Source organism: Lacibacterium aquatile, from assembly GCF_042683105.1.
In the GTDB taxonomy this organism is placed as follows: domain Bacteria; phylum Pseudomonadota; class Alphaproteobacteria; order Elsterales; family Elsteraceae; genus Lacibacterium; species Lacibacterium aquatile.
In genome coordinates this window covers 41,699-63,254 of record NZ_JBHUIP010000014.1, presented here as the reverse complement: position 1 = coordinate 63,254, position 21,556 = coordinate 41,699, and the positions used below count along the sequence as shown (strand labels likewise).

Genomic DNA, 21,556 nt, shown 5'->3' with positions numbered 1-21,556 from the left:
CAGCAGAAAGAAAGCCCCTCCCCCAAGAATTGGGAGAGGGGCGTATCCAATTTCGATTACGGCTTCACGCTGTAGTCGAAATACTTCTTCGAGATCTTGTCGTAGGTGCCGTTGGCGATGATAGCGGCCAGCGCGGTGTTGAATTCACCGAGCAGAGCGGCCTCACCCTTGCGGATCGCGATCGCGGCGCCGGGGCTGTCCATCTTAATCGGCTCGCCGACCAGCTCGTACTTGTCCTTTTCCTTCGAGGTGAAGTCGTCGATCACCGGACCATCGGCCATGACGGCATCGGTACGTGCGCCGAGGTCGACGTTGGCTTCGTCCTGGGTGCCATAGGCGACGATTTCGATGACGCCGGTGTAGTGCTGCTTCAGCCAGGCTTCCTGGATGGTTTCACGCTGCACGCCGACCTTCTTGCCCTTCAGGCTTTCGGCCGTGTTCTTCAGGCCCTTACCCTTGGGCTGAATGATCTTCGACGGGGTCGAGCTGTAGGGCTTCGTGAAGTCGACCTTCTCGGCGCGGTCCGGACGGATCGACATCTGGGCGATGATCGCGTCGAACTTCTTCGCGTTCAGGGCCGGAATGATGGTGTCCCATTCGTTGGCAACCCATTCGCACTTGCGCTTCATTTCAGCGCAGAGGGCATCGCCGATTTCGATATCGAAGCCGACGAGTTCCTTCTTTTCGTTATAGAAGTTGAACGGCGGGTAGGCACCCTCGGTGCCGAGCTTCACCACGCCCTGCGCCATCGCGCCCCCCGACGACAGCATCACCGCAGCAGCAGCGGCCAGGATCAATTTTTTCACAGCAGAGCACTCCCAGTTACGTCAAGCCGGAGTTCCGGCAGTTTTGGGTTACGAGGCTGACGCCCCTTCCCCTTAATTATGCAAATGCGTCGTCGCGGATTTTCATCCGCTCGGGATTTGCGGTTCAGCCTTTCAGCGAGCTCGACAGGAACTGTCGGCAACGCTCGGACTTCGGGTTGCCCAGGACTTCCTCGGGCGTCCCTTCTTCCTCGATCTTGCCCTGGTGCAGGAAGATCACGCGATCCGACACCTCCCGGGCAAAACCAATTTCATGGGTGACCACCAGCATGGTCCGGCCTTCATCGGCCAGCACACGCATCACCTTCAGCACTTCCCCGACCAGCTCAGGATCGAGCGCAGAGGTAGGTTCGTCGAACAGCAGCGCCGTCGGCTCCATCGCCAGCGCCCGGGCAATCGCCACGCGCTGCTGCTGACCGCCCGACAGTTCAGCCGGGTAGGCATTGCGCTTGGCAGCGACACCCACCTTGTTCAGCATGGCCTCGGCCCGCTCGATCGCTTCGGCGCGCGGGATACCGAGCACATGGATCGGCGCTTCGATCACATTCTCCAGCACCGTCATATGGGCCCAGAGATTGAACTGCTGGAACACCATCGACAGGCTGCGGCGGATACGCTCCACCTGCTTACGGTCGGTCGGCTCCAGGGTGCCGCGACGCTCGCGCATGCCGATCAGCTCGCCCTTGACGGTGACCTTGCCGGAGTCCGGCACTTCCAGAAGATTGATGCAACGGAGCAGCGTGCTCTTGCCCGACCCCGATGACCCGAGAATCGCGATCACATCATGGTCATAGGCCGTGAGCGAAACCCCCTTGAGGACCTCTAGCTCGCCGAAGCGCTTATGCAGGTTATCGACGACCAGAGCCGGAGTCGTATCCCGGCCACGCACCGCGCCGACCGCCTCAATTCCGCTTTGCACGAACCGCACCTCATCCATGCTTTTAGTGAATATCACTATTCTTTAGCCCAGCGATGGTTATCAGCGAAACGGTTTTTATGTCAGTTTCGCTCAAGAAAATTTATCGCTGCGCGCAGGTAAATATCACGCAAAATCTGCGCCACCTGCACGGCCGAACAGCTTTTAATGCGCCCAGCGACTAGCCGGTTATTTTCTGCCAGAGCTTGCGGGCGCCGTTCTGGATGCCACCGCCGACCGTATAGCCGACGTTCTGCACTTCCAGCAGCTTCCGGCGGGCCTTGAACTTGATCTTGCTCGGGCCGCTTTTCACATAGGCCGCCAGCTTGGTCTTGAGGCTACCCTGCACTTCATATTTGCCAACGAAGCTGCCCGGCTTGATCACAGGTTCGATGCGGCTACCTGCGATCATCTTGAAGGCAGCCTGCTTCATTTTTGAGACCGGCTTGGCATAGCGCTTCTCGAAGTCGGACATGAAATGCGGGTTGGCCCGCACGTCCTTCAGCATAAAGGCGGCCAGGGTGGAGCTTTCGAGCAGGGTCACGACCCAGGCGCCGAGCGCAGGCGATTCCTTGAACATTTCCGAAGCGGTGATCTTGCCCTTGGCGATCAGCGCATTGACGGCCCGGCATTCCATGAAGGCATCAAAAAGCTCCTTCAGCAGTGCGCCGAACGCATAAAGCGCGCGACAGGCGGCCATCACGGGTCCACCGATGGCCGAGAGCGCACCGGAGCCACCAGCGGCATCACCCGCCGCAAGCCCAATGCCGACAATCCCCTGCACCGTGTCCAACGTTGCCGTCAGCGCTTTGTCGGCAACCGAATCGTCCCAGAGCTTGAGGACAGCGTTGCAAGCGGCAGACACATCGCCAGCACGGATCAGCACCATGTTTTCCGACATCTTATGGCCCTGGTAAGCGAGATACCCCGCCTCGACAAAGCCGACGACGCCCGTACCCAATTTCATGATCGGTCCGACGAACGGGGTGACCGCTTCCGTGAATTCCGCCAGCGCCTCTGCACCGATATGTTTCAGGATCTCGACCACGATATTGTCGGGGAAATCCTTGAAGACGTGCTGGACGGCCTCGATGATCTTGCCGCCTGCCAGGTTGTTGCCCAGCACCTTGATGAAGTCGTCGCCGCCAACCTCTTTAAGGCCAGAAAGGATCTTTCCCGCTTCCTTGATGCCGCCATGGACGTCCTTCAGAGACGATCCCAGTTCCTTGACACCAGAGGCGATATCGAAGGCCGTACCGAAGCCCTTGACCTGCACGCGCTTGATCTCGTTCAGCACGTCAATGACGCGGCTATCGACCATGCTCTGCATATAGGCAAGCGCCTGGACGGTTTCGGCGTCTGCAATCTCCTGCCGAATGGCCCTTACTTCCGGCGTCAGACCAACAACGGCGTTGCGGCGGGCGCGACCCTGGGGGTGCTGAGTCATGTCAGAAGTCTCCGGCGGGGAGTAAAAAAGGCGCTTAAGACTCAGCCCTCGGACAGCAAATTGTCAATAACAACCACATGACAGAAGGTATTACGCGGGCAAAAGAAAAGCGGCCCATCCGCAAGGAAGGGCCGCTTTCTACTTTAGGTAGCTCAGATAAAAAGCTGCGCGATCTGTACAGCGTTAAGCGCCGCACCTTTCAGAAGCTGATCGCCCGCTACGAAGATATCGAGACCATGGTCGCCAAAGACAATGCTCTGACGGATGCGGCCCACTTCGATATTGTGCTTCTTCGTGGCATTGACCGGCATCGGATACTGCTTGGCCTCCGGATTGTCGACCAGATCGACCCCCGGTGCATCCTTCAGCACGATACGAGCCGCACCCGGATTGACCGGCTTTTCGGTTTCAATCGTGATGGCTTCGGCATGCACACGCAGGGTCGGCACACGCACCGCCGTGCAGGAGATGGCGATATCCGGGGCACCGAAGATCTTCCGGGTCTCCCAGGTCACTTTCATCTCTTCCTTGGTGTAGCCGTTTTCCTGGAAGCTATCGATGTGCGGGATGACGTTGAAGGCGATCGGGTGGGCGAACACCTTGTGACCGGCTTCCTCGCCGCCCAGCACGCGGCCGGTTTCTTCCAGCAGCTCGTTCATGCCTTCGATACCGGCGCCGCTCGTCGCCTGATAGGAGGAGACGATGACCTTCTTCAGTCCGAACTCCTTATGGAGCGGCCAAAGCGCCATGGCGGCAATCGCCGTCGTGCAGTTCGGATTGGCGACCAGCTGATGGTTGCGACGCAGCTCCTTAACCGCCTCGCCGTTGATCTCCGGGATCACCAGCGGGACATTCTCGTCCAGGCGGAAGGCCGACGAATTGTCGATGACAATCGTCTTCTCGGCCAGCAGCGGGGCATACTGCTTGGCGAATTCACCCGAAACCGCGAGGAGAACGATGTCCATCTTCGAAGCGGCTTCGACGCTAAAAGTCTCGATCGTTTTTATGCCGAAGGGGGTAGTCACGGTTTTGCCCGCCGAACGCTCGGAAGCGAACAGATGGAGCGAGCCGACCGGAAATTTCAGATCGGCCAGCACCTGGATGAGTTCGGCGCCGACGGCTCCCGTCGCGCCAACAATCCCAACGGCCTTGGCCATAGTATAAGAGTCCCTTCAGACATAACCCCCACCGCCCTATGCGAAGGGGGACGCCATGGTTGCCAAAAAGACGGCAAACCAGCAAATGCGAAAACGTAATGCCCCTATTGCGGATAATTCTATTACCCGAAAGATTCTTGCTCGCTTCGAAAGATCCCACTCGTCACCTAAGAACCGGCGCCAGATTAATAATCCGTAATACAGCCTCTGGTCGGGGATGTTTCATAGGCCCACCGCCAAACCACCTCCCCTGAACCGTTGCATGGGAGAGCGCGCCATGAAACTTGAGGCCCTGATATCATTCGGAATCGCACTAGGCACTGTCCTGACCGGCCTGACGCCAGTTGGCGCATTCGCCTTATCACCCGAAGAAACCCGCCATTTCATGGCCCGCACCAGCTTTGCGGCGACGCCCCGTGACCTCGAAACCTTTGCGAAAATAGATCGCAAGGGCGCGACCGAGCGCGTGATCGAAACCATAAACCTCGCCCCGGAAGCGACGCTTCCCTATCCCGCCTTCCTGAAATCGATCCGCCCCACTCTCGAAGAGTACGATAATCCACGCAAACGCGGGCTGGACGAAACCCAGGTGGAGGCCTTCAAAAAGCAGCGCTATCAGGAAAACCAGCAGATCCGCGCCTGGTGGCTGTCGGAGATGATCGCCAGCGAAGTGCCGTTGCGCGAACGCATGGCGCTGTTCTGGCATGGGCATTTCACCAGCACCGCCGGCGAGGCGAGGCTGCCGGAAGTGATGTGGCAGCAGATCCAACTGTTGCGCCAGAACGCGACCGGCAATTTTGCGAGCCTGCTGCGCGCCGTTTCGCGCGACCCCGCCATGTTGCGCTATCTGAATGGCGCCAGCTCGAAGAAAGAGCAGCCCAACGAGAATTTCGCCCGCGAACTGTTCGAACTCTTCACCCTGGGCACCGGCAATTATACCGAGGATGACATCAAGGAAGCGGCCAAGGCCATGGTCGGCTGGCGCGTCAACCGCGACACCCAGACTGTCTCCTTCCAGGCCAAGGAGGCCGTTCCCGGCGACAAGCAGGTGCTGGGCAAGACCGTGCAGGACATGGACGGCGTCATCGATGCCGTCCTGGCCCATCCCGCCACGGCCCCTTTCATCGTCCGCAAGCTCTGGGTCGAATTCATTTCCCCCACTCCCGATGAAAAGGAAGTGGAGCGACTTGCCACCCTATTTCGCGACGGCAATTGGGAAATCGCGCCGCTCCTGAGCGCTATGTTCCAATCTGGCGCCTTCTGGAGCGAAACCAACCGCGGCACGCTGGTGAAGTCGCCGGTCGACCTGATGGTCGGCGCGGCGCGCGGGCTGGACATCCCCGTCGACAAGCCGCTTCAGGTCGTCAATATGACCCGGCAGATGGGGCATGAGTTGCTTAACCCACCGACCGTCAAAGGGTGGCCGCAGGGCATGGGCTGGCTGACATCCGACACCTTGCTGGCCCGCCGCGATGCCCTGGTCCGCCTCGCCAAGGGTGATTTTTCCTATCCCTATCCGCGCAATGTTCCGGTGACGGCAGGATACCGCGGTCTGTCACGCTATCTCGAAGATGATCCGGGCCGCGCCGATCAGGCCCGCCTGCAAAAGACGCTGCTGGCAGCACCGCCGACGCAGCCTTTCGATGGCGTCGGTCCAGGCGACCGCGTGCTGCAAGCCATGCTCGATCCGGCCTATGAGGTGAAATAATGATGAACCGCCGCGATATTCTGCGCTACGGCGCTGCCGCTGCCTTCACCGGCTTGATGCCCACCGGTGCCCTGATCGCGGGCGAGGTGAAGCGCCTGCCCACCTTGATCCTGATCGAACTGCAGGGCGGCAACGACGGGCTCAACACCGTCATTCCCTATGCCGATCCGCTCTACGCCAAGATGCGGCCCAAGATCGGTTTTGCCCCCGACGAGGTTATCCGCATCGACGAGCAGTTGGGGCTGCACCCGGCCTTGAAACCGCTAATGACCGACTGGGATGCCAAGGAACTGGCGATATTCCTCGGTGTCGGCTACCCGAACTCCGACCGCTCGCACTTCCGGGGTATCCAGATCTGGGACACGGCCCTCGACAGTGAACGCCTGGCGTCCGAGGGCTGGGTGGCCAAGGCCCTCACGAAAGCAGGGGGCAAGCCTCGTTCTGCCGATGCCGTTCTGTTGGGCCGCATGCATGCGGGACCTGTCGAAAGCTTCGATATCAAGGCCGTTTCGTTGAATGATCCCGCACGCCTGAAGCGTCTTAGCGCCGACATAGACGCTGACCATATGATGGAAGGCGCGCCCAAGAATATCCTGGTGCAGCAGATCGCCGCCCTGCAATCGACGGTCAAGGTGGCCGGACAGGAACTGATCGCCCGCCTCGACACCGTACCGGACAGCGCGCTCGGCACCTTCCCGACCCATACCTTCGGCAAACAGATGCGCGACGCCCTGCGCCTGATCGCAGCAGGCGTCGATGTGCCGGTGATCAAGATCTCGCAAGGATCCTTCGACACCCATATCAACCAGCGCAATCCCCAGGAAAAGCTGCTCCGGGAGCTGGCCGAAGGCATCGCTGCCTTTCGTGACGGCGCCAAGGCGCTGTCGAAATGGGACGATATCCTACTGGTGACCTACTCGGAGTTCGGTCGCCGTCCGGTCGAAAACGCCAGCCTCGGCACCGACCACGGCACCGCCGCCCCCCACTTCGCCTTAGGGGGACGCGTCAAGGGCGGCTTCCAGTTCAAGCAGCCGTCGCTTGACGTCCTCGCCAATGCCGACATGGTGCCGAGCGGAGACTTCCGGCAGATCTATACGACCGTGCTGCAGAAATGGTGGGGGCTAAAGCCCGACGGTATTCTGGCCGGAACCTATGACACGGTGGATTTTCTAAGGGCTTAGGACAGCGCCTCGTCCAGCCTGGCCAGTGCCTCGTCCCGGCCCAGAAGGTCAAGGACATCGGCAACACCGGGGGAGTTGGTACGCCCGGTCAGGGCTGCCCGTAGCGGAAGCCCCACGGCCGGGAACTTGACACCCAACTCACCCACCGCCGCCTTGATGGCGGCGGCAATCGGATCATGGCTCCAGTCGGCAAGCTCGCCGAGTTTCGCACGCACCAGCCTCAGACGTTCCTTGGCATCGATATCGAGCAGCGCCTGAGCGGCTTCTTCCATAGGAATGGGACGGCTGCGGAAGTAGAAGGCGCCGCTTTCGGCCAGATGCGGCAGGGTCTTGGCGCGCTCCTTCAAGCCCGGCAGGGCCTTCACCAGCAGGTCGCGCTCGGCATCGCTTAAAGAGCGGCTCAGCTCTTTTTCGAAGAAGGGGCGCGCGACATCGGCCAGATAGGCGGGCTCGGCTTCCTTGATGAAATGGAAATTCGCCGACGTCAGCGCATCGAGATCGAAGCGGGCCGGCCCTTTGCTGACATGACTGAGGTCGAACAGCGGCGCCGCCTGATCCTTGGTCAGATGGGGATGCTCAGCCCCCGGCGCCCAGCCCAGGCGCATGAGATAGTCGCACATGGCATCCGGCAGGAAGCCCATGTCGCGATAATACTCGACGCCCACCGCGCCATGGCGCTTGGACAGCTTGGTGCCATCGACACCATGGATCAGGGGGATATGAGCATAGGTCGGCTCGGCCCAACCCAAGGCGCGGATCAACTGCAGCTGACGCGCGGCATTGGGCAGATGCTCGTTACCACGGATCACATGGGTGACGCCCAGATCATGATCGTCGACCACGGTCGAGAGCATATAGGTCGGCGAGCCATCGGCGCGCAGCAGAATGAAATCATCCAGTTCGGCATTCCGGAAGGTCACGGAACCCAGGATCATATCCTCGATCACCGTCTCGCCATTCTGCGGAGCCTTCAGACGGATAACGTAGGGCGCTCCCGCCGGAGCATCGCTCTCGGGCCGATCGCGCCAGCGCCCGTCGTACCGCGGCGGCCGATTGGCCGCGACAGCAGCGGCCCGCATCGCCGTCAGATCGTCCTGGGTGGCAAAGCATTTATAGGCCAGCCCCTTGGCCAGCATCTCCTGCGCCACCGCCATATGCCGGGCCAGAAGCTGATGCTGGTAGAAGGGGCCGTCGTCCCATCTGATGCCCAGCCACTGCAGCCCCGACAGGATCGCAGCCGTCGCCTCTTCGGTCGACCGTTCGCGGTCGGTATCATCAATGCGCAGGATAAACTTGCCGCCGTGCTTCTTGGCGAAAAGCCAATTGAAAAGAGCGGTGCGGGCGCCGCCGATATGCAGCAGGCCGGTGGGCGAAGGGGCGAAGCGGGTTACGGTGCTCATGGCTTCGCTTCTACCCGATCCTATTGCCGCCTGTCATCCAATGAGACTCTCACTTTGTCGCGTCATCCCGGGACTTGATCCCGGGATGACAGTTTCCCTAGTGATTGGTCCGGTCGGAACTGCCAAAAAGTCCGGTCGGACGGATCATGAGGATCACCACAAGCGCAACGAAGATCGCCAGATCCCGCCATTCATGGGACACAAAGCCGCCGAACAGCCCCTCGACCAGCCCGATGATCAGCCCCCCGGCCATCGCCCCCAAAGGCGACCCCAAGCCGCCGATGATGGCTCCTGTCAGCGCCTTGAAGCCGATCAGCAGCCCAACCGAATGATCCGTCTGGCCATAGTAGAGCATGAAGACGACACCGCCGAATCCAGCCAAGACGCCCGACAGCAGGAACGCACGCCGCGTCGTACCCTGGAAATCGACCCCGCAGAGCGAGGCCCCCACGGCATCGGCCGCCACTGCCCGAAGTTCACGGCCGAACTTTGTGCCCACCAGCAGCCGCCAAATGGCGAAAGCGGTCAGAACCCCACTGACCAGCACCCCGATCTGGGTGAAGGACAACCGCACACCACCACCAGGAAGGTCAAATTCGACACCTGCGTGACTGAGAGGTTGCAACCATTTAGCGCGTGGTCCCTGAGTCAGCAGGGCGCTGTTTTGTAACACGAGAGAAAAGCCGATGGCCGCCACCAGCGGCGCCAGTCGGTTGGCGCGCCCTACAGGGCGATAGACCAGCGTCTCGCCCACCACACCGATCAATCCCACGTAAGCCGGGGCGAAGATCAGCGAAATGGCGGCCAGTACCAGCAGTGGCACATCCGCCCCCAGTGTCACAGCGACCGCAAACGGTAGGACAGTGCTGACGGTGCCGATCATCGCCATATCGCCAAAGGCAAAATTCACGGTTTCCAGCAGGCTGAAGATGATCCCATAGCCAACGGCGACCAAAGCATAGATCGTCCCCAGGATCAGGCCATTGACGATCACCTGGAGGATGAAGGCGCCGCCGCCCAACGGGTCGGATTTTGTATCGTAACTGATGGCCTTGCCCGGCGAAAAAGCCGCCATCCGGCCCCAGCGCTGCAGCATGTAGGTCTGCATGTCGGTCAGGGTGCCCTGGCTTGCAAGGATCGCCTCGCTTAGGACCAGTTCCTCGGCATCGCCAACCTCGGCAAAAAGGCAAAGCAGACTATCGCTTGCCCAGGCTTCATTGCCCCGTCGATATTCAAAGCTAACCCGCACACCGTTGTCCTGGCGTTCAGGCTTAGCGATCTGCGCCTCGCTCCCCACCGGAACAAAAGCCCAAGCGTAGTCGGCGCAAGTATGCAGCTCCCGCGCGTCTTTACGCTCGCAAGCAGCGAGAAATAAAAGGCAGATACACCAAAAAATACGGATTGCCATCGCACCTGGTTCTTAGCCGGTGAAGCACTCAACACGAAGTCGCCACAATTCGCCTTAATACTTAATAAGACCCCTCGCAAGAGATTGCGACCCTGCCCCGTCGATGCCATTCTGGACGACGGGGCTTCTTTTTTGTCCCGACGATCGGACGTCGTGTAAAAAAAAGAAACAAAATAACAGGGATACTCGCCACCAAGAGTGCCTAACAAAGAAGGAGCGATTGCGCCTTCGAGACGCAGGCGCATGGGTTCGCGAAGGGAAAAAGGTCGGAAATGGCTGGGCTTGGTAAAACCTTGGGCGGTGCAGTGCTGATACTCGGGATCGGCGCTGCGACTATTTACTACGTGCAGTTCGGCGACAGCGCCGGGGCAACCCCCGCGCAAGGTCCCGGACGGGGTGGCCCCCAGCGCGCTCTGCCGGTTCTGGTCGCCCAGGCCGAAGTCGGCGCGCAGCCCATCGAGATCAGCGCCATCGGCTCGGTCCAGGCCTCGGAGACGGTGCAGGTCCGCTCGCGCGTCGACGGCACTATCCTGGAAGTCCATTTCAAGGAAGGCGACCGGGTGAACGAGGGTGACCTGCTGTTCACCATCGACCCGCGTGGCATTCAGGCCGATCTCAAGCAGGCGGAAGCCAACCTCGCCCGCAACAAGGTGGCGATGGGCAACAGCAATCGCGACCTCGACCGCCAGAACGCGCTTGCCGCCAAGAATTTCGCCTCCCAAGCCGCTCTCGATTCCGCCAAAAGCACAGCCGGTCAGGCCATGCAGACGGTTCGCGCCATGGAAGCCCAGATCGAGGCGCTGAAAGTCCAACTCGGCTATACCCAGATCCGCGCGCCGATCAGTGGCCGCACCGGCCAGATCCTGCAGACCAAGGGCAATATCGTGCGCTCGGGCGAAGCAACCGGCCTGGTGACGATCCGCAAGGTCAACCCCATCGCCGTCACCTTCTCGGTCCCGCAGCGCCATTTCCCGGATCTGCGCGCGGCCCTGGATGCCGGTGCCGTTCCGGTGCGGGCGACCGTCGCCGGACAGCCTGCCCAGACGGGCAAGGTCGCTTTTTTCGACAATCAGATCGACAGCGCGACTGGTACTTTCTCGGTCAAGGCGCAGTTCGATAACGAGGGCGATGTCCTCTGGCCCGGTATGTTCGTTTCCGTGACAGCGCGCCTGGGCACCGAAGCTCAGGCCGTCTCCGTTCCGACCGCCGCCATTCAGACCGGCCAGCAGGGCCAGTATCTGTTTGCTGTCGAAGAGAAGGACGGGGCGAAAGCGGTCAAGATGACCCCGGTCACCACCTCCCGTCAGCAGGGCGACCGCACCATCCTCGCCTCCGGCCTCAAGGGTGGCGAAACGGTGGTGATCGACGGTCAGCTGCGCCTGGTCGACAATAGCCGCATCGAAGTTCGCGACCCGGCAGCCGCCAGCGGTGCGGCCCCGGCCAGACAGAATCAGGCTCAAAAACGCGCGCCCCAGGGCTGAGCGGACAAGGAAACAGGGCGATGAACCTCTCGGAACTCTGCATTCGCCGCCCGGTCATGACGACCCTGATGATGGCGGCGATCATTCTCGCCGGCATCGCGGGCTTCCGTCAGTTGCCGGTCTCCGCCCTGCCGAAGGTCGACTTCCCGACCATCGTGGTCTTCGCGACACTCTCGGGCGCCAGCCCCGAAGTCATGGCGAATTCGGTCGCGACCCCGCTGGAGCGCGAATTCTCGAATATCTCGGGCATCACCTCGATGACCTCGACCTCCACCCAGGGGTCGACCAACATCGTCCTGGAGTTCGACCTCAACCGGAATATCGATCAGGCCGCGCTTGATGTGCAGGCCGCTCTGTCGGTGGCACAACGCCGCCTGCCCAAGGAAATGACCTCGCCGCCGGGCTTCCGCAAACAGAACCCGTCGGACGATGCGATCCTGCTGATCGCCCTCTCCTCCCCGACCCTGCCGCTCAGCCAGGTTCATGAGTACGCTGAAACGGTGATCGGTCAGCGCCTCTCGACCATCACCGGCGTCTCGGAAGTCTCGATCTTCGGCGGGCAGAAATTCGCGGTCCGCATCCAGGTCGACCCGCAGGCCCTGGCCGCCCATAACGTGCCGATCAGCGAAGTGCAGGATGCCCTGGCATCCGCCACCTCGACCACGCCGCTCGGCACATTGAACGGCCCGGCCCAGACCATGACGCTGCAGACCACGGGCGAACCGCGGGCAGCCAAGGACTTCAAGAATCTGATTGTCGCCTATCGCAACGGTGCGCCGGTGCGCCTGACCGATATCGCCCAGGTCCAGGATTCGGTCCAGAACGACAAGATCGCCAGCTGGTACAACGGCGTGCGCTCGATCACCCTCGCGATCAAGCGCCAGCCCGCTGCCAATACGGTCGAGGTGGTCGACAAGATCAAGGAACTCCTGCCCGCTTTCCGCGCCCAGGTGCCGCCTTCGATCAATATCGACGTTCTGAATGACCGCTCCGTTTCGATCCGCGACTCGATTGCCGACGTCGAATTCACCTTTGTGCTGACCGTGATCCTGGTCGTTCTGACGATCTTCCTGTTCCTGCGCAAATTCAGCGCGACCGTCATCCCGTCGCTTGCCCTGCCGATGTCCATCGTCGGCACTTTCGCGGGCATGTACCTCTGCGGTTTCAGTCTGAACAACATCTCGCTGATGGCCCTGACACTCGCGGTCGGCTTCGTGGTCGACGACGCCATCGTGATGCTGGAGAACATCGTCCGACACATCGAAGACGGCATGAAGCCCTATGAAGCCGCCATCAAAGGCTCCAAGGAAATCGGCTTCACCATCATCTCGATCACCCTGTCGCTGATCTCGGTCTTTATCCCGATCCTGTTCATGGGCGGTGTCATTGGCCGTATCTTCTTCGAATTCGCGGTCACTATCAGTCTTGCCATCCTGGTGTCGGGCTTCATCTCCCTGACCCTGACCCCGATGCTCTGCTCGCGTTTCCTGTCGGCTCATCAAGGTCACCAGAAGGAAGGCATCTTCGGTCGCATCCTCGAAGGTGGCTTCCAGGGCATGCTCTGGTCCTATCGCGTGACTCTGCGCGGCGTCATGAAGATGAAATTCGTCGCCCTGATGGCGACTTTGGCTTTGACCGCCGTGACAATTGTCGAGTTCCAGCGCATGCCACGCGGCTTCTTCCCCGAAGAAGACAACAGCATGCTGTCGATCTTCACCGAAGCCAACCAGGACACGTCCTTCCCCGCCATGGCCGAACGGCAGCAGAAGCTGGCCGCCATCGTGGCCGGCGATCCAGACGTCATCAGCGTCAATTCGGTCGCCGGTGGCTTTGGCAGCCGTGGCCAGAATACCGGCCAGATGTTCGTCGAAGTGAAGCGCAAGGATTTGCGCTCCACCAAGAATCTGCCCATCCAGGATATCGTTGGACGCCTGCGCAGCCAGCTTAATCAGGTGCCGGGCATCAATGCCTATGTGAACGTGGTGCAGAACCTGCGCCTGGGCGGTCGTCAGTCGAACCTGCAGTATCAGTACACTCTGCAGGGCCTCGATCAGGCGGAACTCTTCGCCTGGATCCCCCGCATCGAACAGGGCATGCGTCAGATCCCGGGTGTGGCCGACGTTTCCTCCGATCTGCGCATCCGCTCGCCCCAGGCCGTGGTCGATATCGACTATGACCGCGCCTCCGCCCTTGGGCTGTCGACCGACACCATCCGGTCGACGCTTTACAGCTTCTTCGGCACCCGGCAGGTCTCGACGATCTTTACCTCGTCTAACGACTATCCGGTGATCCTGGAGGTCGAGCGCAAGTTCCAGGAAGATCCCGCCGGTCTCGGCAAGGTCTATGTCCGGTCGGACAATGGCACCTTGGTGCCGATGGAGACCTTCGCGACCGTCCGCCGCGCCGTCGGCCCGCTATCGGTCAATCACCAGGGTCAGCTTGCCTCGGTGACCGTCTCCTTCGCGCTCCAGCCCGGCATCGCGCTGGGCAATGTCACGGACCAGATCCACAAGCTGGAGACAGATCTCGGCCTGCCCGCGACCATTTCCTCCAGCTTCGCCGGGTCGGCCAAAGTCTTCCAGGACGCAACCTCGAACCAGGTTGCCCTGATCGGTGTCGCGATCCTCGCGGTCTACATCATCCTGGGTGTGCTCTACGAAAGCTTCATCCATCCGATCACCATCCTGTCGGGCCTACCTGCGGCGGGTCTGGGCGCGCTGCTGACCCTGAAGGTCTTCGGGATGGACCTCAGCATCATTGCCGCCATCGGTATCGTGATGCTGATCGGTATCGTGAAGAAAAACGCGATCATGATGATCGACTTCGCGCTGGAGCGAAAACAGGCGGGCGAGACGGATGCCGAAAAGGCCATCGTGGAAGCCTGCCTCATTCGCTTCCGTCCGATCATGATGACGACCTTCGCCGCGATCCTGGGCGTGCTGCCCATCGCTGTCGGCCATGGTGCCGGTGCCGAACTGCGCCAGCCGCTCGGTATCTCGGTGGTCGGCGGTCTAATCGTTTCCCAGCTTCTGACGCTCTATATCACCCCGGTGATCTACGTCTATTTCGAGAAGCTGGCCGCCTTCCTGAAACGCAAACCCGAAGCGGAAGGACCGACAATGGTCCCACCCCCAGCGGGGCAGGCTGCGGAATAACAAGAGGGGCGCTCAACCGAGCGCCCCTTTTTGTTTGAGACCGCTCGGTCGACTAGCGACGCTCGTTCTGAACAAGTGCCAGATTATTGGGCGTATCCTCCAGAATGCTGATAGGTCCGCAATCCTGCTGGACGATTTCCAGCATGGGGCCGCCGCTCGGTTTCGAAACGATCCGCAAGCCCACGATCACCTCTTTGGGACCGAGCCAGGCCTCCGGTTCGCCGTATGTTGAGTTCTGCCAGCGCGCGACGAGCCTTTTGATATCCTTGCCGCCGCCGGAAAGCATCTCCACCACATCAAGTGAAAAGACCGCCTCCGAGCGCGCAGGTATCACCTCATAGTTTGCGACTTTAGCCCGCATCAAGATATCGGCACTTTTAAAGACGCTATAGCTCCGAGGAAACCCCACGGTACAGGCCAGGGCGGGGGTAAAGGTCGGCAAGGCCGATATCATCACAAACACGCCCAACAACACACGCATTTGAATATCCTAAGACAACCTTGATCAATTTATTCTATAGGTTGATCATCCTGTCGAAGACAAAAAAAGACCCGCCAGAGGCGGGCCCGAGTTTGGGAGGAGACTTCCAATGTGCGTGTCATCAAGATGCGCCCTCTCCGACTCCCCTACCATTCGGCATGACGGCTAAGCCGGTTGGATTAGGCCGAATGCAGAAAGGGCGCCCGGTGGACGCCCTTTCGACTCATGAGTCAGATAGATCAATCGCAAGCGAATGATCTATTAAACTAATCGATCGTCGGCAGGATCTCGGCAATGGTCGAGACGATGCGGTCGATCTGGGCCTTCTCGATGATCAGCGGCGGCGAGAGCGCGATGATGTCGCCGGTGGTCCGGATCAGCACGCCCTTGTCGTAGGCCTTGAGGAAGGTTTCGAACGCACGGGCGGTCGGTTTGCCGGGACGGGTTTCCAGTTCGATACCGCCGATCAGGCCAAGATTGCGGATATCCACCACATGCTTGGTGCCCTTGAGGCTGTGCAGCGCTTCCTGCCAATAGGGGGCGATTTCGGCGGCGCGCTCGAAATGACGCTCTTCCTTATAGACATCGAGGGTCGCGATACCGGCGGCGCAGGCCAGCGGGTGGCCGGAATAGGTATAGCCGTGGAACAGCTCGATCGCGTTGTCCGGCCCGGTCATGAAGGTGTCGTAGATATCGCCCGCGGCAAAGACCGCGCCCATCGGCACGGTGCCGCTGGTGATGCCCTTGGCGACGGTCATCATATCCGGCACCACGCCGAAATAATCGGCGGCAAAGGGCGCGCCCAGACGGCCAAAGCCGGTGATGACTTCGTCGAAAATCAGCAGGATGCCGTGCTTCTTGGTGATCTCGCGCAGCTTTTCGAGATAGCCCTTGGGGGGGATCAGCACACCGGTCGATCCGGCCACCGGCTCGACAATCACGGCAGCGATGGTGGAGGGGTCATGCAGGGTGACGATCCGCTCCAGCTCGTCGGCCAGCTCGGCACCAAACTCCGGCTGCCCTTTGGTATAGGCATTGCGCTTCGGGTCATGGGTATGGGGCATATGGTCGACGCCCGCCAGCATCGGGCCGAAGAACTTGCGGTTGGTGACGATGCCGCCGACCGAGATGCCGCCGAAACCGACGCCATGATAGCCGCGCTCGCGACCGATGAAGCGGGTGCGCGCGCCCTCGCCCCGCACCCGGTGGTAGGCGAGCGCGATCTTCAGGGCGGTGTCGACCGCTTCGGAACCGGAGTTGGTGTAGAAAACCTTGTCGAGGTTGCCGGGCAGCATGGCCGAGAGGCGCGAGGCAAACTCGAACGCCAGCGGATGGCCCATCTGAAAAGCCGGGGCGTAATCCATCACACCGGCTTGTTTCTGGATCGCCTCGACGATCTTCGGGTTGCCATGGCCCGCGTTGCAGCACCAGAGGCCCGCCGTGCCGTCCAGCACTTCGCGGCCATCATGGCTCTTATAATACATGCCCTTGGCTTCGACGAGCAGGCGCGGATTGTCCTTGAACTGCCGGTTCGCGGTGAACGGCATCCAGAACGGCTGCATGTCGTTGGTTGTCAGGCGGGCATTATCATCCGGCATTTCAAGAACCCCTTTGATTTGGATGAAAAACGCTAGCACGCGCCTAAAATGTAAAAAACCCCTACCGACGGCGTCGATGGGGGCCTTTTCGTGATGATGGTATCAGGGTTTGTGATGGGGAGAGAGCTACCTCCCATCCGATCCCGACCCTATTTGATAGGCTCCCGGAGGAAATCCCCCGCATGAAGCGGGGGATGACGAGTTCCTGGTTTTAAGCTTTAGAAGCGAAGGCCGGAGGGGTTAGATGCTAGGCACCGGAAGGCGCAGGACCGGAGCGTACTTTTGTACGTGAGGATCCGAGCACTTCCGGTAACGACGCAGATGGCCCCTCCGGGCGAGCGTTAGCTGATGCGCTGTTCCGTTGCCGGATCGAAGATATTGGCCCGGCTCATATCGACCATGAAGTCGGCAACGCTACCGGCCTCCGGGGCTTCCTTGGGCACGCAGCGGGCGATCGCGTCGCGGCCGCCGAGCTGGATGTAGGTCAGCGTATCGGCGCCGGTCGGCTCGACGACCGAAACCGTGGCGTCGAACTTGATCATTCCCGGATTGGCAGCGGCTTCGGCGGCATTGAAGCGAGTGACCGTTTCCGGGCGAACGCCCAGGGTCACGTCCTTGCCGACATAGGCGGGCAGGTTCTTCGGCGGGTTCGGCAGCGGCAGGAAGATCTCGCCCTGGCCGTTGGCAATGCGCACGCCCAGCTGATTGCCTTCGTTCGCGACCTTGGCCGGAATGAAGTTCATGGACGGCGAGCCGATGAAGCCCGCGACATACATGTTCGCCGGATGCTCGTAGACTTCCTGCGGCGGGGCGAACTGCTGGACGACGCCTTCCTTCATGATCGCGATGCGGGTTGCCAGGGTCATGGCTTCGATCTGATCATGCGTCACATAGACGATGGTGGTCTTCAGGCGCTGATGCAGCTTCTTGATCTCGGTCCGCATATCGACGCGCAGCTTGGCATCGAGGTTGGACAGAGGCTCGTCGAACAGGAAGACCTTGGGGTCACGCACCAGGGCGCGGCCCATGGCGACACGCTGGCGCTGACCGCCCGAAAGCTGGGCCGGCTTGCGTTCCAGCAGATGCTCCATCTGGAGCAACGCCGCGACCTTCTTCACCGCCGCATCCCGTTCAGCCTTGGCGACGCCTCGCATCTCCAGGCCGAAGGCGATGTTCCGCGCTACGCTCATGTTGGGATAGAGCGCGTAGGACTGGAACACCATCGCGATGTCGCGGTCCTTGGGGTGGATGTCGTTGACGACACGGCCGTCGATGACGATCTGACCGTCGCTGATGGTGTCGAGACCGGCGATCATATTCAGCAGGGTCGACTTGCCGCAGCCCGACGGGCCCAGCAGCACCAGGAATTCGCCATCTTGCAGTTCGAGGTCGATGCCCTTGAGGACCGCGACATTGCCGTACTGCTTCTTGACGTTGGAGATATTGAGGGTGGCCATGGCGCGTTACCCTTTCACCGAACCGGCCGTCAGGCCGCGAACGAAATACTTACCAGCGAGGATGTAGATGACGAGCGTCGGCAGGGCCGCGATCATCGCGGCGGCCATATCGACGTTGTACCGCTTCACCCCGGTGGTGGTGTTGACAAGATTGTTGAGCGCAACGGTCACCGGCGCAGACGCCGTCGAAGTTGCGAAGGACACACCGAACAGGAAGTCGTTCCAGATCTGCGTGAACTGCCAGATCACCGTGACCATGACGATCGGGGTGGAGAGTGGCAGCATGATCTTGAAGAAGATCTGGAAGAAGCCCGCACCGTCGATGGTTGCCGCCTTCACCAGATCGTCCGGGATGGTGATGTAATAGTTCCGGAAGAACAGGGTCGTGAAGGACAGACCATAGACCACATGCACCAGGATCAGGCCCGGCGTCGATCCGGCGATCCCCAGCCAGCCGAGCGTCTGGCTCATGGGCAGCAAGATCAGCTGGAACGGAATGAAGCTGCCGAACAGGATCAGGCCGAACAGCAGGTTGGCCCCCCGGAAACGCCATTTCGTCAGGGCATAGCCGTTGAGCGCGCCCAGAATGGTGGAGATCATCACCGCCGGAACTGCCATGACGATGGAGTTCCAGAAGAAGGGCGCGAGGCCGTTACAGGCGGCGCCCGTGCAGGCCTTGCCCCAGGCTTCGCCCCAGGCATCGAAGGTGATTTCGCGGGGAAGCGAGATCAGGGAGCCGGTGCGGATTTCCGCCGCGCTTTTCAGCGAGGTCGAAATCATCACGATCATCGGCAAGAGGTAGTAGCCGACGAAGAGGATCAGGATCGCATAGATGAAGATGCGTCCGAAGATGGCATACCGCCCGCGTGCGCCGGGCAGGTCCTGCAGACTAGCGCTCGCCACGGCGACCTCCACGAAGTTCGGAATAGAGATAGGGAACGATGATCGCCATCACGGTCGCCAGCATCATCATGGCCGACGCCGCACCGATGCCCATCTGGTTCCGGCGGAAGACCATCTCGTACATGAAGGTCGCAGGCAGGTCCGAGGCATAGCCGGGACCGCCGCCGGTCAGGGCCAGCACCAGATCGAAGCTCTTCACCGCCAGATGGGCGAGGATGACGATGGCGGACAGGAACACCGGGCGGATCGAGGGGATGATGATCCCCCAATAGATGCGCGGCAGGCTGGCACCGTCGAGATAGGCCGCCTTGATGATCTCTTGATCCACACCGCGCAAGGCCGCCAGGAACAGCGCCATCACGAAGCCGGAGGATTGCCAGACGGCAGCGATCACCAGGGTATAGAGCGAAAATTCCTGGGTGATGATCCAGTCGAAGCGGAAATCCGCAAAACCGAGATCGATCATGAACTGCTGGATGCCGGTGCCGGGGTTCAGCAGCCACTTCCACGCCGTCCCCGTCACGATGAACGACAGCGCCATCGGATAGAGGTAGATGGTGCGCAGCGCGCCCTCGCCCCGGATCTTCTGATCGAGGAATACCGCCAGCATGCAGCCGATCGCCAGGCAGGTACCGATGAACAACACGCCGAAAATCAGCAGGTTGGTGATCGCCGTATGCCAGCGCCCCATGCTCCAGAGGCGGATGTAATTCTCGAGGCCGACCCACTCATAGATCGGCAGCATCTTCGATGCGGAGAAGCTGATATAGGTCGTCCACAGAATGAAGCCGTAGACGAAGACGAGGACCATGGCGAGCGTCGGCGCCACCACGATCTTCGACAGGCTGTTGCGTAGGCCCGCCTGCATTTTGTCCCCCCGAACCCAGCCGAACTTAAAAGAAGCGGCCCAACTTACTTAAAAGAAACGGAGTGTCGGGGGGCACCCCGACACTCCGCTGGTAGGCTTAGTTATTTTGCCAGAGCGACAGCTTCGGCCAACTTCTTCACGGCGTCCTGCGACGACATGGTCGAGTTGAAGTGCTGGGTCACGACTTCGAAGATCGCGCCCGACACCGAACCGGTGGTCGACATGCCATGGGCCATCGACGGCAGCAGCGTGCCGTTTGCCGAAGCCGCGTTCAGTGCGGTTTCAGACGCCTTGGCGCATTCGTCGAACTTCGCCATCGAAACGCCGGTACGAGCCGGGATCGAGCCCTTGAACAGGTTGAAGGTCTCCTGGAACTTCTCACCGACCAGCAGCTTGGCGAACAGCATCTGGCCTGCGACCTTGTCGTCACCCTTCACGTTGAACATCGCAAAGCTGTCGACGTTCGAGAGGTAACCGCCCTGGGGGGCCGGGGTCGGAGCGCAGACGAAGTCCTTGCCCGGAACCTTACCGGCAGCCAGGAATTCGCCCTTCGCCCAGTCACCCATGATCTGCATGGCGGCGGTGCCGTTCATGACCATCTGGGTGGCCAAGTTCCATTCGCGGCCCGGGAAGTCGCGGTCAACGTAACCGCGGATCTTGCGCATCTGATCGAAGGCCTTGACCATCGTATCGGACTTCAGGGTCGCTTCGTCGAGATCAACAAAGGCCTTCTTGTGGAAAGCCGGACCGCCGAGGCCGAGCACAACCGTTTCGAAGATCGTCGAGTCCTGCCAGGGCTGACCGCCATGGGCCAGCGGGGTGATGCCAGCGGCCTTCAGCTTCTCGGCCAGGGCGTTGAATTCGTCCCAGCTGGTCGGGATCTTGCCATCAACCTTGGCGAGGACGGTCGGGTTCACCCACAGCCAATCAACGCGATGCACATTGACCGGAGCGGCGACATAGTGGCCCTGGTACTTCATGACCGACTGAATGGCGGGCGGCAGAACCTTGTCCCAGTTCTCCGAAGCGGCAACCTTGTCGAGGTTCGCCAGAACGCCCTGCTTGGCCCATTCCTGGATCGCCGGGCCCTTGATCTGGGCAGCGGCGGGCGGATCGCCAGCCAGAGCGCGCGAACGCAGAACGGTCATGGCCGCATCACCGGCGCCACCGGCGACGGCATTGTCGATCCACTTGCCGCCATTGGCTTCGAAGTCGGCCTTCAGGGCCTGCACGGCCTTGGCTTCACCGCCCGAGGTCCACCAATGCAGAACTTCGGCGGTCGGCTCGGCATAGGCAGCGCCGGCAACAAAAACAGTGCTGAGAATTGCTGCGGTGAGGCCGCGCTTAGAAACGAAATTCATCGAACATTTCCTCCCAGTTGGGGCTCCTGCCGCCTTATTTTTTCCCGACGAATGCCGAGGAGACAGCAGGGATAAGTCCTCGATCCGGCCCTTTGGACCTTATGATCGCAGCGCAGACTAAGCGCTCCCCCCGTCAGTTGCACCCGCAACCGTGTAACGCGCCGGTTTCGAGAATCGGGAGCTGTTACAAACTGTTACAAAAGACAGGCGG

Annotated in this window: 16 protein-coding genes; 4 read left to right on the top strand and 12 right to left on the bottom strand. The window is 60.8% G+C overall.

The genetic code is table 11. The features are described from left to right. Positions 1 to 56 precede the first annotated feature (56 nt). The 4 genes from ACFSM5_RS17380 to ACFSM5_RS17365 all read right to left on the bottom strand — a co-directional run bounded on the left by ACFSM5_RS17380 (position 57) and on the right by ACFSM5_RS17365 (position 4,344). Positions 57 to 806, bottom strand: a complete 750-nt coding sequence (locus tag ACFSM5_RS17380) for a transporter substrate-binding domain-containing protein (protein ID WP_379877792.1) — start codon at positions 804 to 806, stop codon at positions 57 to 59. 124 nt (positions 807 to 930) lie between these two features. Beyond that, on the bottom strand, positions 931 to 1,743 hold the full coding sequence (locus ACFSM5_RS17375) for an ABC transporter ATP-binding protein (RefSeq protein ID WP_379877791.1): 813 nt from the start codon (positions 1,741 to 1,743) through the stop codon (positions 931 to 933). A 178-nt stretch (positions 1,744 to 1,921) separates the two neighbouring features. Beyond that, positions 1,922 to 3,187, bottom strand: coding sequence for a hypothetical protein (locus ACFSM5_RS17370; RefSeq protein ID WP_379877790.1), 1,266 nt, complete (start codon positions 3,185 to 3,187; stop codon positions 1,922 to 1,924). 152 nt (positions 3,188 to 3,339) lie between these two features. Next, the gene (locus ACFSM5_RS17365; RefSeq protein WP_379877789.1) at positions 3,340 to 4,344 is read right to left on the bottom strand and encodes an aspartate-semialdehyde dehydrogenase; all 1,005 of its coding nucleotides are present in this window, start codon (positions 4,342 to 4,344) and stop codon (positions 3,340 to 3,342) included. 277 nt (positions 4,345 to 4,621) lie between these two features. Between ACFSM5_RS17365 and ACFSM5_RS17360 the strand changes: the two genes are divergently transcribed. Together ACFSM5_RS17360 and ACFSM5_RS17355 are read left to right on the top strand one after the other, a co-directional pair. After that, on the top strand, positions 4,622 to 6,052 hold the full coding sequence (locus ACFSM5_RS17360) for a DUF1800 domain-containing protein (RefSeq protein ID WP_379877788.1): 1,431 nt from the start codon (positions 4,622 to 4,624) through the stop codon (positions 6,050 to 6,052). Between the two features lie 2 nt (positions 6,053 to 6,054). Continuing rightward, entirely contained in the window at positions 6,055 to 7,233 is a 1,179-nt protein-coding gene (locus ACFSM5_RS17355; RefSeq protein ID WP_379877787.1) for a DUF1501 domain-containing protein, read from the top strand. Here the strand turns inward: ACFSM5_RS17355 and gltX are convergent. Together gltX and ACFSM5_RS17345 are read right to left on the bottom strand one after the other, a co-directional pair. Then, entirely contained in the window at positions 7,230 to 8,633 is a 1,404-nt protein-coding gene (gene gltX, locus ACFSM5_RS17350) for a glutamate--tRNA ligase (protein ID WP_379877786.1), read from the bottom strand. The two genes, ACFSM5_RS17355 and gltX, sit on opposite strands and share 4 nt — an antisense overlap. Positions 8,634 to 8,730: 97 nt before the next feature. Further along, complete coding sequence (locus ACFSM5_RS17345) at positions 8,731 to 9,882, bottom strand: branched-chain amino acid ABC transporter permease (RefSeq protein WP_379877785.1); 1,152 nt, start codon at positions 9,880 to 9,882, stop codon at positions 8,731 to 8,733. A 431-nt stretch (positions 9,883 to 10,313) separates the two neighbouring features. Here ACFSM5_RS17345 and ACFSM5_RS17340 point away from each other — a divergent pair, with 431 nt between their 5' ends. Then, the gene (locus ACFSM5_RS17340; RefSeq protein ID WP_379877784.1) at positions 10,314 to 11,522 is read left to right on the top strand and encodes an efflux RND transporter periplasmic adaptor subunit; all 1,209 of its coding nucleotides are present in this window, start codon (positions 10,314 to 10,316) and stop codon (positions 11,520 to 11,522) included. A gap of 20 nt (positions 11,523 to 11,542) precedes the next feature. Then, the gene (locus ACFSM5_RS17335) at positions 11,543 to 14,677 is read left to right on the top strand and encodes an efflux RND transporter permease subunit (protein WP_379877783.1); all 3,135 of its coding nucleotides are present in this window, start codon (positions 11,543 to 11,545) and stop codon (positions 14,675 to 14,677) included. A 52-nt stretch (positions 14,678 to 14,729) separates the two neighbouring features. Here ACFSM5_RS17335 and ACFSM5_RS17330 read toward each other — a convergent pair whose 3' ends face one another. From ACFSM5_RS17330 to ACFSM5_RS17305, 6 genes are all read right to left on the bottom strand, one after another. After that, a complete protein-coding gene (locus tag ACFSM5_RS17330) occupies positions 14,730 to 15,158 on the bottom strand; it encodes a hypothetical protein (RefSeq protein WP_379877782.1) in 429 nt (142 codons plus the stop codon). A 266-nt stretch (positions 15,159 to 15,424) separates the two neighbouring features. Continuing rightward, positions 15,425 to 16,756: an omega-aminotransferase AptA gene (aptA, locus tag ACFSM5_RS17325; RefSeq protein WP_379877781.1), complete on the bottom strand. Its 1,332-nt coding sequence runs from the start codon at positions 16,754 to 16,756 to the stop codon at positions 15,425 to 15,427. Between the two features lie 341 nt (positions 16,757 to 17,097). After that, entirely contained in the window at positions 17,098 to 18,213 is a 1,116-nt protein-coding gene (locus ACFSM5_RS17320; RefSeq protein ID WP_379877780.1) for an ABC transporter ATP-binding protein, read from the bottom strand. Positions 18,214 to 18,219: 6 nt separating this feature from the next. After that, positions 18,220 to 19,116 carry a carbohydrate ABC transporter permease gene (locus tag ACFSM5_RS17315; protein ID WP_465261254.1) on the bottom strand — a complete coding sequence of 299 codons (897 nt, stop codon included), beginning with the start codon at positions 19,114 to 19,116 and terminating at the stop codon, positions 18,220 to 18,222. Next, positions 19,103 to 19,984, bottom strand: coding sequence for a carbohydrate ABC transporter permease (locus ACFSM5_RS17310; protein ID WP_379877779.1), 882 nt, complete (start codon positions 19,982 to 19,984; stop codon positions 19,103 to 19,105). The genes ACFSM5_RS17315 and ACFSM5_RS17310 overlap by 14 nt, the downstream gene beginning before the upstream one ends. A 101-nt stretch (positions 19,985 to 20,085) precedes the next feature. After that, the gene (locus ACFSM5_RS17305) at positions 20,086 to 21,345 is read right to left on the bottom strand and encodes an ABC transporter substrate-binding protein (RefSeq protein WP_379877778.1); all 1,260 of its coding nucleotides are present in this window, start codon (positions 21,343 to 21,345) and stop codon (positions 20,086 to 20,088) included. Between the last annotated feature and the right edge of the window lie 211 nt (positions 21,346 to 21,556).